Consider the following 16,150-nt stretch of genomic DNA (forward strand, 5'->3'; position numbering starts at 1 on the left):
GGCCACCCCTTACTGGGCCAGCCAGCCACCGTCGACGTTCCAGGCGGCGCCGCGGACCTGGCTTGCGGCCTCGCTGCACAGGAAGAGTACCAGTTCTCCCAGATGCTCTGGTGTGACGAACGCCAGCGATGGCTGTTTCTCGGCCAGCAAGTCGTGTTGTGCCTGTTGCGGGTCAACCCCTTTGGCGGCGCGGTCGTCGATCTGTTTTTGCACCAGTGGCGTCAGTACCCAGCCTGGGCAGATGGCATTGCAGGTGACATTGCTGGTGGCGGTTTCCAGCCCCACCACTTTGGTCAGGCCGAGCACGCCGTGCTTGGCGGCCACGTAGGCGGCCTTGCCGGTGGAGCCCACCAGCCCGTGCACCGAGGCGATGTTGACGATACGCCCCCAGTTGCGCGCACGCATGCCCGGCAGCGCCAGGCGCGTGCCGTGGAACACCGCCGACAGGTTCAGGGCGATGATCTTGTCCCAGCTTTCCACCGGGAACTGCTCCACCGGCGCCACATGCTGGATGCCGGCATTGTTGACCAGGATGTCGACACCGCCGAATTCTCGCTCGGCCATCGCGAACAGTGCTTCGATCTGCGCCACATCAGACAAGTCTGCCGGGTGGTGCACGGCCTTCACACCTAGCCGGGTGATTTCGGCCAGTGCCGGGGCCGGGTCGCCAAAGCCGTTCAAAACAACGTTGGCGCCGGCGCGGGCCAGCACCTGGGCAATGCCCAGGCCGATGCCGCTGGTGGAACCGGTGACGAGTGCGGTTTTGCCGTTGAGAGACATGCCAAAAGCTCCTTAGACGATGCCGGTGGCGTAGAACGTGGCGATGACCACGAATACCGCCAGGGTCTTGATCAGGGTAATACCGAAAATGTCTTTGTACGCTTCGCGGTGGGTGAGGCCAGTGACCGCGAGCAAGGTAATGACCGCGCCGTTGTGCGGCAGGGTATCCATGCCACCGCTGGCCATCGCGGCCACCCGGTGGAACACTTCCAGCGGGATGTTGGCGGCATGGGCGGCGGCAATGAACGTGTCACCCATGGCCGCCAGGGCGATGCTCATGCCACCGGAGGCGGAGCCGGTAATGCCGGCCAGCAAGGTGACGGTGATGGCTTCGTTGACCAGCGGGTTGGGGATGCCGCGCAGCGCATCAGCCAGCACCAGAAAGCCCGGCAGCGAGGCAATCACCGCGCCAAAGCCATACTCGGAGGCCGTGTTCATGGCAGCCAGCAGCGCACCGCTGACCGCGCTTTTGGTGCCTTCGGCCAGGCGCGTACGGATGGCGCCGAAGGCGCACACCAACACCATGAGGATGCCCACCAGCAACGCGGCCTGCACTGCCCAGATGGCCGTAAGTTTGGCCACGTCACTGTTCACCGGCGCGCTCATGCCCGGTAACTGCAAGCTGTGGCTGGGGCCGTACCAGTGCGGGATCCAGTGGGTGAACAGCAAGTTCATCACCCCCACCAGCACCAGCGGCGCCAGGGCCAGCCAGGGGTTGGGCAGTGCCAGGTCCGGGGCGGTTTCCGGCTCGTTGCGCAATTCGGTGCCGTAGCCTTCGCCCGCGCGCTGGGCCTTGTTGCGCTGGCGTTGCAGGTAGAGCATGCCGGCGCAGAACACGAACACCGTACCGATCAACCCCAGCCAGGGCGCAGCCCAGGCGGTGGTATTGAAGAAGGTGCTGGGGATGATGTTCTGAATCTGCGGGGTGCCGGGCAGCGCGTCCATGGTGAAGGAAAACGCGCCCAAGGCGATGGTGGCGGGGATCAGCCGCTTGGGGATGTTGCTCTGGCGGAACATTTCGGCCGCGAACGGGTACACCGCAAATACCACCACGAACAGCGACACGCCGCCGTAGGTGAGCAGGGCGCACACCAGCACGATCACCAGCATGGCCTGGCGGGTGCCGAGCAGGCGGATGGCGGCGGCTACGATCGAGCGCGAAAAGCCCGACAGGTCGATGAGCTTGCCGAACACCGCGCCCAGCAGGAACACCGGAAAGTACAGTTTGATGAAGCCGACCATCTTCTCCATGAACACCCCGGTGAAGGCGGGTGCCACGGCGGCGGGGTCGGTGAGCAGTACCGCGCCGAGGGCGGCGATGGGGGCGAACAGGATTACGCTGTAGCCGCGGTAGGCGGCCAGCATCAGCAGGGCCAAAGCGGCCAGTGCGATGAGCACGGTCATCGGGGTGAGTCTCCTGGGTGGGTCTTGTTTTTATCGGTGACCGGGAGATAGCGGGAATCGTGCCAATTTTTAAGTTATTGATATATATAGATATTCCTTAATCGAACTGTTTCTGATTTGAGATTGTTGGGGCCGCGTTGCGGCCCATCGCGGCTAAAGCCGCTCCTACACAGGCGACGCGTTCCCCCCTGTAGGAGCGGCTTCAGCCGCGATCGAGGGCGCAGCCCTCGCAACAATCTCAAAATGGAAACCAAAATCTCCAATCAGAGACCAAGCGCCACCATCTTTTTATACAGCGTCGAGCGCCCCAACCCCAACGCCTTCGCCGCCTCCGGCACATTCCCCCCGTACTCAGCCAACGCACCCCCAATCAGCTTGCGTTCAAACTGAGCACAAGCCTCCCGATAACTCAGCCGCTCGCAAGCAACCGGCGCCAACGGCCCCAACGCTTCGCGCAATTCTTCGGCCCCAAGCCGCGGCTGGTCCGCCAGCAGCGTCGCCCGTTCCAGCACATTGCGCAGCTCACGGATATTGCCCGGCCATGCATGCCGTACCAGCAACTGCAACGCATCTGGCTCCAGCTCGAACTGGCTACCCAGCTCGGCCAGGATCGCCTCGCACAATGCCGGCAAGTCTTCGGCGCGCTCACGCAAGGGCGGCACGGCAATCGGCAGCACGTTCAGGCGGTAATACAAATCCGCCCGGAACGCCCCGCGCGCCATGGCCGCCTGCAAGTCGATGGACGTGGCCGCGATAATGCGCACGTCGCTACGCAGCATCTGGTTGGAGCCGACCGGTTCGTACTCCTTTTCCTGCAGCACGCGCAGCAGCTTGCTCTGCAGGGCCAGTGGCATGTCGCCGATTTCGTCAAGAAACAGCGTGCCGCCCTCGGCCAATTGCAGCTTGCCGCTGCGCCCTTTGCGGTCAGCGCCGGTGAACGCTCCGGGCGCGGTGCCGAAAAACTCGGCCTCCAGCAGGTTCTCGGGGATGGCCGCGCTGTTGATGCTGACAAACGCCTTGTGCGCCCGTGCCGATGCCGCATGAATGGCATGGGCCAGCAGTTCCTTGCCCGTGCCGGTTTCGCCCAGCAGCAGCACCGGGGAGTCGCTGCCGGCGCCGCGCCGGGCGCGGCGTTTGGCTTCCAGGCAGGCCGCGCTGCTGCCGACGAACTGGGCGAAGGTGTACTTGGCCTGGCGCGCGCGCAGCTGCGAACGGGTGCTGGCCAGTTCCTGCTGCATGCTCGAATAGCGCTTGAGCAGCGGCGACAGGCTGCGCAGTTCGTCGAACAAGGCAAAGCCGATGGCACCGATCAGCTTGCCCTGGGCGTCGTGGATGGGCAGGCGCATGACCACCAGCGGCTCATTGGGGGTGTCGAGCATGTCCAGCAAGATGGGGCGGCCATTGCTGACCACATCGCGCATCAAGCTGCCCGGGATCACCGCCTCGCATGGCTGGCCGATGGCGCTGGCCGCGTCGGCCAGGCCAAAGCGCCGGGCGTAGCGCTCGTTCATCCAGACGATGCGGGCGTCGCGGTCGACGATGATGGTGCCTTCGCTGGACTGCTCGATGATTTCGAACAGCGAGCGGATGGCCAGTTGCCGGACCTGGGGGTAGTCCTTGAGGTGGTTGTTGTCGTGCATGGTTTGTGGGCCTTGAATACCTAACCTCTGGGGTCGAACGCCTGGCGCAAGGCATCCCCGATAAACACCAGCAGCGACAAAATCACCGCCAACGCAAAAAACGCCGTGAAGCCCAGCCACGGTGCCTCCAGGTGCTGCTTGCCCTGGGTCACCAGTTCCCCCAGCGAAGCACTGCCAGCCGGCATGCCAAAACCGAGGAAGTCCAGCGCGGTCAACGTGGTGATTGCCCCGGTCAGCATGAACGGCACAAAGGTCAGCGTGGCATTCATGGCGTTGGGCAGGATATGGCGCAGCATCACCTGGCTGTCTGGCAGGCCCAGGGCGCGGGCTGCCTTGACGTACTCCAGGTTGCGCCCGCGCAGGAACTCGGCGCGCACCACATCGACCAGTGCCAGCCACGAGAACAGTGCCATGATCCCCAGCAACCACCAGAAGTCCGGCTCGACGAAGCCACTCAGGATGATCAGCAGGTACAGCACCGGCAACCCCGACCACACTTCCAGCACACGTTGCCCAAGCAGGTCGACCCAGCCGCCGTGGTAACCCTGCAAGGCGCCGGCGACTACGCCGATGAAAACGCTGATCACCGTCAGGGCAAAGGCGAACAGCAGGGACGTGCGTGTGCCATACAGCACCCGGGCCAGCACGTCGCGGCCCTGGTCGTCGGTGCCCAGCCAGTTACTGCTGCTTGGCGGGCTGGGCGTGGGCACCTGCAGGTCGTAGTTGGGTGTGTCGGCACTGAACGGGATGGGCGCAAACAGCATCCAGCCACCCTGGTCCTCGATCAGTTGGCGCACGTAGGCGCTGCGGTAATCCGGCTGGAACGGCAACTGGCCACCAAACTGCTGCTCGGTGTAGCGCTTGAGCGCCGGCGTGTACAGCTCGCCCTTGTAGCCGAGCAGCAGCGGCTTGTCGTTGGCCACCAGTTCCGCGCCCAGGCTCAGCAACAACAGGCCGGCGAACAGCCACATGGACACCCAGCCAAGGCGGTTGCCACGAAAACGCTGCAGGCGGCGGCGCGAAACGGGCGATAGCATCAGTGCGCCCTCGCGTCGAAGTCGATGCGTGGGTCCAGCAGCGTGTACGACAAATCGCCAATCAGGCGTATCAGCAACCCGGCCAGGGTAAAGATGAACAAGGTACCGAACACCACCGGGTAATCGCGGGCCACCGCGGCGTCGTAACTCATGCGCCCCAGCCCATCAAGGGAAAAAATCACCTCGATCAGCAACGAGCCCGCGAAGAACACCGTGATCAGTGCCTGTGGCAACCCGGCCAGCACCAGCAGCATGGCATTGCGCAGCACATGGCCATACAGCACCCGGCGCTCGCTCAGGCCTTTGGCCCGGGCGGTGACCACGTACTGGCGCGAGATTTCATCGAGAAAGGCATTTTTGGTCAGCAGCGTCAGCGTGGCAAAGCCGCCAATCACCAAGGCGCCGACCGGCAGCACCAGGTGCCAGAAGTAATCGGCCACCTTGCCCAGCAGGCTGAGCTGGTCGAAGTCTTCCGAGACCAGCCCGCGCACCGGGAACCAGTTGAGCGACGTGCCGCCGGCAAACAGCACGATCAGCAGCACGGCAAACAGGAACGAGGGCAGGGCATAGCCGATCACGATCAGTGCGCTGCTCCAGGCATCGAACCGGCTGCCATGGCGCACCGCCTTGCGGATGCCCAGCGGGATGGACACCAGGTAAGTGATCAGCGTGGCCCAAAAGCCCAGTGACAGTGTCACGGGCAGCTTGTCCAGAATCAGGTCGGTGACCTTGGCCCCGCGAAAGAAGCTTTGGCCGAAATCCAGCCGCGCGTACTGGCTCAGCATCAACCACAGGCGCTCAGGGGCAGACTTGTCGAAACCGTACTGGCGTTTGATTTCTTCGATCAGCTTGGGGTCCAGGCCTCGGGTAGCCCGCGATTCGCCATGCACCACCTCGGCTCGTGCACCGGGCGCGCCGCCGCCGATGCCCTGGAGCCGGGCCACGGCCTGTTCCACCGGGCCACCGGGGGCCGCTTGAACGATGGCGAAGTTGACCAGCAGGATCGCCAGCAACGTGGGGATGATCAGCAGCAAGCGCCGCAGAATGTAGGCGGTCATGGCGTGGCCTTCAGCCGTTCGGCCATCTGGGTGTTGGTCAGCGCGTCCGGGCTGGCTTCCCACCAGCTGTCCAGGCCTTCGTCATAGGCCGGCTGCACCTTGGGCAGGCCGAAGCGGTTCCACCACACGGTCGAGCTGCCGGGCGGGTAATAGTTGGGGATCCAGTAGTAGTTCCATTGCAGCACCCGGTCCAGCGCATGGGCATGGCGCAGCATGCCGGCCTGGGTGTCGGCGCGCACCAGGCCGTCGAGCAGGGTGTCCACGGCCGGGTCCTTGAGCACCATCAGGTTGTTCGAACCCGGGTCGTTGGCTGCCGCTGAGCCAAAGTAGTTGTACAGCTCGGCGCCGGGCGACAGGGTAACCGGGTAGCCCGTCACGATCATGTCATAGTCCCGGGCCATCAAGCGGTTGACGTACTGGGCCGAATCGACGTTGCGGATGTTCAGGCTCACGCCGATCTGCGCCAGGGTGCGCTTCCACGGCAGCAACAGGCGTTCCATACCCGACTGGCCGTTGAGGAAAGTGAACGCCAGCGGTTCGCCATCGGCATTCACCAACTGGTCATCCTTTGGCTGCCAGCCGGCTTGCTGCAGCAATGCCAGAGCCTGGAGCTGTTGCGGGCGAATGATGCCCGAGCCGTCGGTCACCGGCGCAGTGAACACCTGATTGAAGACTTCATCGGGCACCTTGCCGCGCAGTGGTTCCAGCAGTTGCAGCTCGCCCGCGTCGGGCAGCGCCCGGGCGGCCAGCGGGGTGTTGGAGAACACGCTTTGCTGGCGGATGTACATATTGCGCATCATCTGCCGGTTGCTCCACTCGAAGTCCCACAGCAGCGCCAGCGCCTGGCGCACGCGGCGGTCCTTGAACTGCGGGCGGTCGAGGTTGAACACAAAGCCCTGGGCGGTTTGCGGCTTGGCCGGGCCCAGGTGCGCGCGCTGCAGGCGGCCGTCGTCCAGCTGGGCGCCGTTGTAACCGAGGGTGTAGGCGGTGGCGGAAAATTCGCGGTTATAGTCGTAACCGCCGCCCTTGAGCACCTGCCGGGCCACCTCGGTGTCGCCGAAGTACTCCATGCGGATGCGCTCGAAATTGTAGCGGCCCCGGCTTACCGGCAGGTCTTTGGCCCACCAGTCGGGGTCGCGTTCGAAGGTGATGCTGCGGCCGTTGTCGATGCGGCCGATGCGGTACGGGCCGCTGCCCACGGGCTTGTCGAACCCGGCGCCATTGGCGAAGTCGCGCTTGGCCCAATCGTGCTCGGGCATCACTGGCAAGCTGGCCAGGTCCAGGGCCAGGGTGCGGCCGTGGGGTTGCCGGAAGTCGAAGCGGATGCTGTGCGGGCCTTCGACCGTTACACCCGTCACATCCGCGTAAAGCGTGCGGTATTTGAGGCTGCCCTGGGTCATCAGGGTGTTGTAGCTGAAGCGTACATCCTCGGCCCTGACCGGTTTGCCATCGGCGAACGTGGCCCGCGGGTCGATCTCGAAACGCAGCCAGGCATCGTCCGGGCCACGCTCCATGCGCCGGGCGATCAGGCCGTAAACGGTGTAGGGCTCATCGAAGGAGCGTACTGCCAAGGGTGCGTACAGCCAGCCGTCGACCTCGCTCACGCCGATGCCTTTATCGATATAAGGCAGGATGTGGTCGAACTGGCCGATTTCGATGGCCGAGCGGCGCATCAGGCCGCCTTTGGGGGCGTTGGGGTTGGCGTAGTCGAAGTGTTTGAAGCTTTCGGCGTAGCGGGGCGCTTCGCCGTAGACGGTGAGGGCGTGGGTGGGCGCGGCTTGCGATAGCGCTGCCATACCCATCAGCAGCAGCCCCCCAATACACTGTAGGAGCGGATTTATCCGCGATGGCGTCGGCCCAAGCTTCGAGGTCGCCTGGGCCGACGCCATCGCGGATAAATCCGCTCCTACAAGTGGCATCATCAGTTGCTCAGGCTCAGTCCTGGCGGCTGGTCACTTCGAGCAGGTGGTAGCCGAACTGGGTTTTCACCGGGCCTTGCACGGTGTTGACCGGGGCGCTGAACACCACGGTGTCGAATTCCTTGACCATCTGGCCTGGGCCGAACGAGCCCAGGTCACCGCCCTGGCGGCTGGACGGGCAGGTGGAGTTGGCCTTGGCGATTTCGGCGAAGTCGGCACCGGCTTCGATCTGGGCTTTGAGTTCGTTGCACTTGTCTTCGGTGGCAACCAGGATGTGGCGGGCAGTGGCGCGTGCCATGGGTACTACTCCTTGGGGTGAAAAGCGCAAGCCTAGCGCACTTGTTTGGCAAAAGTCTCGCCAGGCTTGCAACCGGGCCGCTTACAAACGTGCGGCCGCCTCGCGCAACAGGTTCTCGGTGGCGCTCCAGCCCAGGCAGCCATCGGTGATCGACACGCCGTATTTCAGCGCGCCCTTGCCCAGCGCCTGGCAGCCGTCGAACAGGTGGCCTTCAAGCATCACGCCGACCAGCGACGAGTCCCCCGCCAAGCGTTGTGCCAGCACGTCTTCGAACACCGCCGGCTGGCGGGCAGGGTCCTTGCCGCTGTTGGCGTGGCTGCAGTCGACCATGATCCGGGCCTGCAAACCGGCCTTGGCCAACCCTTGGCGCGCCAGTGCAACGCTGTTGGCGTCGTAGTTGGGGCCCTTGTGGCCGCCGCGCAGCACCAGATGAGTGTCCGGGTTGCCCAAGGTTTCGATGATCGCCGGGTAGCCTTGCGCATCCATGCCGAAGTGGCGGTGTGCGGCGGCGGCGCTGCGCATGGCGTCGGTGGCGATGGCCACGCCGCCGTCGGTGCCGTTCTTGAAGCCGACCGGCAGTGCCAGGCCGCTGACCATTTCACGGTGGATCTGCGATTCGGTGGTGCGCGCGCCAATCGCCGCCCACGCCAGCAGGTCGTCGAAGTAGCCCGCGGCCATCGGTTGCAGCAACTCGGTGGCAATCGGCAGGCCGCGTTCGATCATGTTCAGCATCAAGCCACGGGACAGGGCGATGCCGGCATGCATGTCGTCGCTGCCATCCAGGTGCGGATCGTAGGCCAGGCCTTTCCAGCCGACGGTGGTACGGGGTTTTTCCACGTAGGCGCGCATCACCAGCAGCAGTTTGTCGTCCACCTCGCGGCTGAGGGCGGCCAGGCGGTCGGCGTATTCCAGCGCCGAGCGTGGGTCGTGGATCGAGCACGGGCCGACAATCACCAGCAGGCGCGGGTCGCGGCCTTCGAGGATGGCGCGGATGGCCTGGCGGTGGGCGTGTACTTGCTGGGCGTGTTCAACAGAAAGCGGCATCTGCTGCTTGAGCAGGTGCGGGCTGGGCAGGCGCTGGCTGACAGTGGTGTTGGCCGCGTGCGGTTGGGTCAGGGGCAGGGCGAGGTTCGAGGCTTGCATGGCATGGCTTCCCTGGGCGGACGGCGGGTTCTTTCCCGCGCGGTCGGCCCTATTCAGGTGTTCGACTGTTCGTTGATTGATTGCGTGCAGCATTGCCACCGGAAAGGGACCGAACGGAGGCGGCAGGCTGGCCCGAACGGGATTGGCTAAATCGCCAGGCAGCGGTGCTTGGGTAGTAATAGGTGGCGTAGTTCATGAATCTGTCCTCAATGTGAAGCGGTAATGTTTGAAAGGCCTGAAAAGCAAAACCCCCGGTCGGGGAGCCGACCGGGGGTTGAGTATTCTCATGTTCGGCGGCCCCTCGAAGGTGGGCGCCGTGTGGGTATCGGCGCCTAGTGGCTAAACCAATACCCAAAATAAAAGCCGACAGCAGCCTTGCAGCCAGCAACGGCCAGCACAGGGCGCGCGGTGCGACCGGTGGTGTTGGCGTGGTTGCGGGTGTGTTTCGGCATGTTGCTCTCCAGTGAATGAGCCCGAGCTTACTTCAGGTGGTGCACGCCGTTCAATGGAAAAGTGCTATGGGCACGATTAATTGCGGGTGGCCCTGCACAAAACGGATAGCACTCTGCACGAAGCGGATATTGCCCCATCCCCGCAGTCCCTAACCTGACCCGGCCTGAACAATAACAATGGAGGCCCTGGCCATGTCCCTGGGATTCGACTACCTCAATGCCATGCTCGAGGACGACCGCGAAAAGGGCGTCTACCGTTGCAAGCGTGAAATGTTCACCGACCCGCGCCTGTTCGACCTGGAGATGAAACACATCTTCGAAGGCAACTGGATCTACCTGGCCCACGAAAGCCAGATCCCCGAAAAAAACGACTTCCTCACCCTGACCATGGGGCGCCAGCCGATCTTCATCGCGCGCAACAAGGACGGGGAGCTCAACGCCTTCCTCAATGCCTGCAGCCACCGCGGCGCCATGCTGTGCCGGCACAAGCGCGGCAACCGGTCCAGCTACACCTGCCCGTTCCACGGCTGGACGTTCAACAACAGCGGCAAGCTGCTCAAAGTGAAAGACCCAAGCAACGCCGGCTACCCCGACAGCTTCAACTGCGACGGCTCCCACGACCTGACCAAGGTGGCGCGCTTCGAGTCGTACCGGGGTTTTCTGTTCGGCAGCCTCAATGCTGACGTGAAGCCGCTGGTCGAGCACCTGGGCGAATCGGCCAAGATCATCGACATGATCGTCGACCAGTCCCCCGAAGGCCTGGAAGTGCTGCGCGGCGCCAGCTCGTACATCTACGAAGGCAACTGGAAGCTCACCGCCGAGAACGGCGCCGACGGCTACCACGTCAGCTCCGTGCACTGGAACTACGCCGCCACCCAGAACCAGCGCAAGCAGCGTGAGGCGGGTGACGAAATCAAGACCATGAGCGCCGGCGCCTGGGCCAAGCAGGGCGGTGGCTTCTACTCGTTCGACCACGGCCACCTGCTGCTGTGGACCCGCTGGGCCAACCCCGAAGACCGCCCGGCCTTCGAGCGCCGCGACCAGCTGGCCGCCGACTTCGGCCAGGCCCGCGCCGACTGGATGATCGAGAACTCGCGCAACCTGTGCCTGTACCCCAACGTGTACCTGATGGACCAGTTCAGCTCGCAAATCCGCATTGCCCGGCCGATTTCGGTGAACAAGACCGAAATCACCATCTACTGCATCGCCCCCAAGGGTGAAAGCAGCGATGCCCGCGCCAAGCGTATCCGCCAGTACGAAGACTTCTTCAACGTGAGCGGCATGGCCACCCCGGACGACCTGGAAGAATTCCGTTCATGCCAGACCGGCTACGGCGGCGGCACCGGCTGGAACGACATGTCCCGTGGCGCGCAGCACTGGGTTGAAGGCGCCGATGAGGCGGCCAAAGAGATCGAACTCAAGCCGCTGTTGTCGGGCGTGCGCACCGAGGACGAGGGCCTGTTCGTGCTGCAACACAAGTACTGGCAGGACACCATGCTCCAGGCGCTCAAGGACGAACAGCAACTGATCCCCGTGGAGGCCGTGCAATGAGCCTGCATGACACCGTGCGCGACTTCCTCTACCGCGAAGCGCGCTACCTGGACGATGCCCAGTGGGACCAGTGGCTGGAGCTGTACGCCAGCGATGCGACCTTCTGGATGCCATCCTGGGATGACGACGACACCCTGACCGAAGACCCTCAAAGCGAAATTTCGCTGATCTGGTACGGCAACCGTGGCGGCCTTGAAGACCGTGTGTTCCGCATCAAGACCGAACGTTCCAGTGCGACCGTGCCCGACACCCGCACCTCGCACAACATCAGCAACATCGAGATCGTCGAACAGGGCGAGGGCAGCTGCCAGGTGCGCTTCAACTGGCACACCCTGAGCTTTCGCTACAAGACCACCGACAGCTATTTCGGCACCAGTTTCTACACCCTCGACCTGCGCGGTGAACAGCCGCTGATCAAGGCCAAGAAGGTGGTGCTGAAAAACGACTACGTGCGTCAGGTCATCGACATCTACCACATCTGAAACAGGGTTTTGCGAGCACTGCCCGGTGCGTCATGCGACGCGCCGTGGGCCGGCTCGCCCGCGAGGTGCAACATGAGCTTCCAGATCGCGCTTAATTTCGAAGACGGGGTGACCCGCTTCATCGAGGCCACTGGCCAGGAAACCGTGGCCGATGCTGCCTACCGCCAGGGCATCAACATCCCGCTGGACTGCCGCGACGGCGCCTGCGGCACGTGCAAGTGCAAGGCCGAATCCGGCCGGTATGACCTGGGCGACAACTTTATCGAAGACGCCCTGAGCGAGGACGAAATCGCCGAGGGCTACGTGCTCACCTGCCAGATGCGCGCCGAAAGCGATTGCGTGGTGCGCATCCCGGCGTCTTCACAAGTCTGCAAGACCGAACAGGCCAGCTTCGAGGCGTCCATCAGCGACGTGCGCCAACTGTCGGAGAGCACCATTGCGCTGTCGATCAAGGGTGAAGCCCTGAGCCGCCTGGCGTTCCTGCCTGGGCAGTACGTGAACCTGAAAGTACCGGGCAGCGAGCAGAGCCGTGCCTATTCGTTCAGCTCGCTGCAAAAGGATGGCGAGGTCAGCTTTTTGATCCGCAATGTGCCGGGCGGGCTGATGAGCAGCTTCCTCACCAGCCTGGCCAAGGCCGGTGACAACATGAGCCTGGCCGGCCCGTTGGGCAGCTTCTACCTGCGGCCGATCCAGCGCCCGTTGTTGCTGCTGGCGGGCGGCACCGGCCTGGCCCCGTTCACGGCGATGCTGGAGAAGGTCGCCGAGCAGGGCAGCGAACACCCGCTGCACCTGATTTATGGCGTGACCAACGACTTCGACCTGGTCGAGCTGGACCGCCTGCAGGCACTGGCCGCGCGCATTCCCAACTTCACCTTCAGCGCCTGCGTGGCCAACCCGGCCAGCGAGTACCCGCAAAAGGGCTACGTGACCCAGCACATCGAACCGCGCCACCTCAACGACGGCGATGTGGACGTGTACCTGTGCGGGCCACCGCCGATGGTGGAGGCGGTAAGCCAGTACCTGCGTGAGCAAGGCATCGCCCCGGCGAACTTCTACTTCGAGAAGTTCGCGGCGGCAGCCTGAGTTTCCTCGGGGCTGCCCGCATCGTGCGGGTGAGGGCGGCCTCCTTTTATTTCGAAGGCGATACGGTCGAGACCTGTAGGAGCGGATTTATCCGCGATACAGGCGACGCGATGGATGGCACCGGCTTCGCCGGTGATCGCGGCTAAAGCCGCTCCTACCTCGACCGTGTTGCCAGGGAGAATGTATGAACAACAGATTCCAAGGCAAAATCGCCCTGGTCACCGGCGCCGCCCAGGGCATCGGCCGTGGCGTGTGCTGGCGGCTCAAAGCCGAAGGCGCGCAGGTGGTGGCGGTGGACCGCTCCGAGCTGGTGCACGAACTGGCCGGCGAGGGCATGCTGACCCTCACCGCCGACCTCGAACAGCACGACGAGTGCCAGCGCGTGATGGCCACCGCCGTGGACACCTTTGGCCGCCTCGACATCCTGGTCAACAACGTGGGCGGCACCATCTGGGCCAAGCCGTTCGAGCACTACGACGCCCAGCAGATTGAAGCCGAAGTGCGCCGCTCGCTGTTCCCCACCCTGTGGTGCTGCCACGCCGCGCTGCCGTACATGCTCGAACGCAACAGCGGGGCCATCGTCAACGTCTCGTCGATAGCCACCCGTGGCGTTAACCGCGTGCCTTACGGCGCGGCCAAGGGCGGTGTCAACGCGCTCACCGCGTGCCTGGCCTTTGAAACCGCCGGCCGTGGCATCCGCGTCAACGCCACGGCACCCGGTGGCACCGAAGCGCCTCCCCGGCGCGTGCCGCGCAACAGCGCCGAGCAAACCCCGCAGGAAAAAATCTGGTACCAGCAAATCGTCGACCAAACCCTCGACAGCAGCCTGATGCACCGCTACGGCAGCATCGACGAGCAGGTGGGCGCCATCCTGTTCCTGGCCTCTGACGACGCTTCCTACATCACCGGTGTGACATTGCCGGTAGGGGGCGGTGACCTCGGCTGACCGATTCCCCAGGCAACGCTTTCCTCCACAAAAACAACAAGAGCGACAGATGCCATGCGAACCCTTGACGTACACCCGATCATCGACAATGCCCGCTTCAGCCCCTTCCACTGGATGGTCATGGCCTGGTGCGGCCTGCTGCTGATCTTCGACGGCTACGACCTGTTCATCTACGGCGTGGTGCTGCCGGTGATCATGAAAGAGTGGGGCCTGACCCCGCTGCAAGCCGGTGCGCTGGGCAGCTATGCGCTGTTTGGCATGATGTTCGGCGCACTGGCGTTCGGCAGCCTGGCCGACCGCATCGGGCGCAAGAAAGGGATCGCCATCTGTTTTGCCTTGTTCTCGGGGGCGACCATCCTCAATGGCTTTGCCAGCAGCCCCAGCGAGTTCGGCATCTACCGCTTCATCGCCGGGCTCGGCTGCGGCGGCCTGATGCCCAATGCCGTGGCGCTGATGAACGAATACGCGCCCAAGCGCCTGCGCAGTACGCTGGTGGCGATCATGTTCAGTGGCTATTCGCTGGGCGGCATGCTCTCGGCGGGTGTTGGCATTTTCATGCTGCCGCGCTTTGGCTGGGAGTCGATGTTCTTCGCCGCTGCCATCCCGCTGTTGTTGCTGCCGGTGATCCTTTACTACCTGCCCGAGTCCATCGGCTTTCTGGTACGCCAGGGCCGCACGGATGAAGCCCGCACACTGCTCAAACGCCTGGACCCGACCTGTGACGTGCAGCCTGGCGATACGTTGCAAGCTGTCGACCGCAAAAGCAGCGGGGCTTCGGTACTCGACCTGTTCCGCAACGGCTTGGCCATCCGCACCCTGGCCCTGTGGCTGGCGTTTTTCTGCTGCCTGCTGATGGTCTACGCGCTCAGTTCCTGGCTGCCCAAACTGATGGCCAACGCCGGCTATAGCCTGGGCTCGAGCCTGTCATTCCTGCTGGCCCTGAACTTTGGCGGCATGGCCGGGGCGATTCTTGGCGGCTGGCTGGGCGACCGCTACAACCTGGTCAAGGTGAAAGTGGCGTTTTTCCTGGCCGCTGCCGTGTCGATCAGCCTGCTGGGCGTGAACAGCCCGATGCCGGTGTTGTACCTGCTGATCTTCATCGCCGGCGCCACCACCATCGGCACGCAAATCCTGCTGTACGCCGGTGCCGCGCAGCTGTACGGCCTGTCGGTACGCTCCACTGGCCTGGGCTGGGCCTCGGGTATCGGCCGCAACGGCGCCATCGTGGGCCCGCTGCTGGGCGGTGCGCTGATGGGCATCAACCTGCCGCTGCAACTCAATTTCATTGCCTTTGCCATCCCTGGCGCGATTGCCGCGCTGGCCATGGCCGTGCACCTGGCCAGTGGCCGGCGCCAGGCCGTGGCGGCAACTGCCTGAACGTTCACTGACAACTACAAGAGGTAAACCATCATGACCGTGAAAATTTCCCATACCGCCGACGTGCAAACGTTCTTTGAAGAAGCCGCAGGCTTTGGCAACGACGACGGCAGCCCACGCCTGAAGCGCATCGTCCAGCGCGTGCTGCAGGACACCGCCCGCCTGATCGAAGACCTGGAAATCAGCGAAAACGAGTTCTGGCACGCCGTGGACTACCTCAACCGCCTGGGCGGGCGGGGCGAGGCCGGGCTGCTGGTGGCGGGCCTGGGCATCGAGCACTTCCTCGACCTGCTGCAGGATGCCAAGGACGCCGAGGCCGGGCAGACCGGCGGCACCCCGCGCACCATCGAAGGCCCGTTGTACGTGGCCGGTGCCCCAATCGCCCAGGGCGAAGCGCGCATGGACGATGGCACGGAAGAGGGCGTGGCCATGCCCATGTTGCTCGAAGGCGTGGTTCGCGGCCCGGATGGCCAGCCGTTGGCCGGTGCCACCGTTGACCTGTGGCATGCCAACACCCGTGGCACTTACTCGTTCTTTGACCAGAGCCAGTCCGAGTACAACCTGCGCCGGCGCATCGTCACCGATGCCGAAGGCCGCTACCGCGCGCATTCCATCGTGCCGTCGGGCTATGGCTGCGACCCGCAGGGGCCGACCCAGGAGTGCCTGGACCTGCTTGGCCGCCACGGCCAGCGCCCGGCGCATATCCACTTCTTTATCTCGGCGCCGGGGCATCGGCATTTGACCACGCAGATCAACCTGGCCGGGGACAAGTACCTGTGGGACGACTTTGCCTATGCCACGCGGGATGGGCTGGTGGGTGAGGTGGTGTTGCGCGAGGGGCGTGCCGAGCTTGCGTTCGACTTCCAGTTGCAGCAGGCGCAGGGCGATGCGCACGAACAGCGCAGCGGGCGGCCGCGGGCGTTGCAAGAGGCCTGATGTCCAGGGCCGCTCCTGCCGGATTGCGGTCCGTTTGTGGGAGC

General features: G+C 64.2%; 14 protein-coding genes. 6 read left to right on the plus strand and 8 right to left on the minus strand.

The window, feature by feature from the left end:
• Window positions 1–9: 9 nt before the first annotated feature.
• From hbdH to PVV54_RS12620, 8 genes are all read right to left on the minus strand, one after another.
• A complete protein-coding gene (gene hbdH, locus PVV54_RS12585; RefSeq protein ID WP_274910255.1) occupies window positions 10–780 on the minus strand; it encodes a 3-hydroxybutyrate dehydrogenase in 771 nt (256 codons plus the stop codon).
• A 12-nt stretch (window positions 781–792) separates the two neighbouring features.
• Window positions 793–2,184, minus strand: coding sequence for a GntP family permease (locus tag PVV54_RS12590; RefSeq protein WP_274910256.1), 1,392 nt, complete (start codon window positions 2,182–2,184; stop codon window positions 793–795).
• Between the two features lie 263 nt (window positions 2,185–2,447).
• Window positions 2,448–3,824 carry a sigma-54 interaction domain-containing protein gene (locus PVV54_RS12595; RefSeq protein WP_274910257.1) on the minus strand — a complete coding sequence of 459 codons (1,377 nt, stop codon included), beginning with the start codon at window positions 3,822–3,824 and terminating at the stop codon, window positions 2,448–2,450.
• 20 nt (window positions 3,825–3,844) lie between these two features.
• Window positions 3,845–4,861: an ABC transporter permease gene (locus PVV54_RS12600; protein WP_274910258.1), complete on the minus strand. Its 1,017-nt coding sequence runs from the start codon at window positions 4,859–4,861 to the stop codon at window positions 3,845–3,847.
• Window positions 4,861–5,919 (minus strand): microcin C ABC transporter permease YejB, encoded by a 1,059-nt coding sequence (locus PVV54_RS12605; RefSeq protein ID WP_274910259.1) that lies wholly within the window; start codon window positions 5,917–5,919, stop codon window positions 4,861–4,863. Before PVV54_RS12605 ends, PVV54_RS12600 begins: the two co-directional genes overlap by 1 nt.
• A complete protein-coding gene (locus tag PVV54_RS12610; protein ID WP_446731462.1) occupies window positions 5,916–7,844 on the minus strand; it encodes an extracellular solute-binding protein in 1,929 nt (642 codons plus the stop codon). The genes PVV54_RS12605 and PVV54_RS12610 overlap by 4 nt, the downstream gene beginning before the upstream one ends.
• Before the next feature lie 10 nt (window positions 7,845–7,854).
• A complete protein-coding gene (locus PVV54_RS12615) occupies window positions 7,855–8,136 on the minus strand; it encodes a peptidylprolyl isomerase (RefSeq protein WP_054884552.1) in 282 nt (93 codons plus the stop codon).
• An 81-nt stretch (window positions 8,137–8,217) separates the two neighbouring features.
• Window positions 8,218–9,279, minus strand: a complete 1,062-nt coding sequence (locus PVV54_RS12620) for a 3-deoxy-7-phosphoheptulonate synthase (RefSeq protein ID WP_274910261.1) — start codon at window positions 9,277–9,279, stop codon at window positions 8,218–8,220.
• Window positions 9,280–9,923: 644 nt separating this feature from the next.
• Between PVV54_RS12620 and benA the strand changes: the two genes are divergently transcribed.
• The 6 genes from benA (at window position 9,924) to catA (ending at window position 16,106) form a co-directional block, all read left to right on the plus strand.
• Window positions 9,924–11,282: a benzoate 1,2-dioxygenase large subunit gene (gene benA / locus PVV54_RS12625; RefSeq protein WP_274910262.1), complete on the plus strand. Its 1,359-nt coding sequence runs from the start codon at window positions 9,924–9,926 to the stop codon at window positions 11,280–11,282.
• On the plus strand, window positions 11,279–11,764 hold the full coding sequence (gene benB, locus PVV54_RS12630; RefSeq protein ID WP_261940019.1) for a benzoate 1,2-dioxygenase small subunit: 486 nt from the start codon (window positions 11,279–11,281) through the stop codon (window positions 11,762–11,764). The genes benA and benB overlap by 4 nt, the downstream gene beginning before the upstream one ends.
• Before the next feature lie 72 nt (window positions 11,765–11,836).
• Window positions 11,837–12,847 carry a benzoate 1,2-dioxygenase electron transfer component BenC gene (gene benC / locus PVV54_RS12635; RefSeq protein WP_274910263.1) on the plus strand — a complete coding sequence of 337 codons (1,011 nt, stop codon included), beginning with the start codon at window positions 11,837–11,839 and terminating at the stop codon, window positions 12,845–12,847.
• Window positions 12,848–13,031: 184 nt separating this feature from the next.
• Window positions 13,032–13,793 carry a 1,6-dihydroxycyclohexa-2,4-diene-1-carboxylate dehydrogenase gene (locus PVV54_RS12640; protein ID WP_274910264.1) on the plus strand — a complete coding sequence of 254 codons (762 nt, stop codon included), beginning with the start codon at window positions 13,032–13,034 and terminating at the stop codon, window positions 13,791–13,793.
• Window positions 13,794–13,847: 54 nt separating this feature from the next.
• On the plus strand, window positions 13,848–15,170 hold the full coding sequence (locus tag PVV54_RS12645; RefSeq protein WP_274910265.1) for an MFS transporter: 1,323 nt from the start codon (window positions 13,848–13,850) through the stop codon (window positions 15,168–15,170).
• 33 nt (window positions 15,171–15,203) lie between these two features.
• The gene (catA, locus tag PVV54_RS12650; protein ID WP_274910266.1) at window positions 15,204–16,106 is read left to right on the plus strand and encodes a catechol 1,2-dioxygenase; all 903 of its coding nucleotides are present in this window, start codon (window positions 15,204–15,206) and stop codon (window positions 16,104–16,106) included.
• Window positions 16,107–16,150: the final 44 nt, after the last annotated feature.

The organism is Pseudomonas sp. PSKL.D1 (assembly GCF_028898945.1).
Classification (GTDB): Bacteria; Pseudomonadota; Gammaproteobacteria; order Pseudomonadales; family Pseudomonadaceae; genus Aquipseudomonas.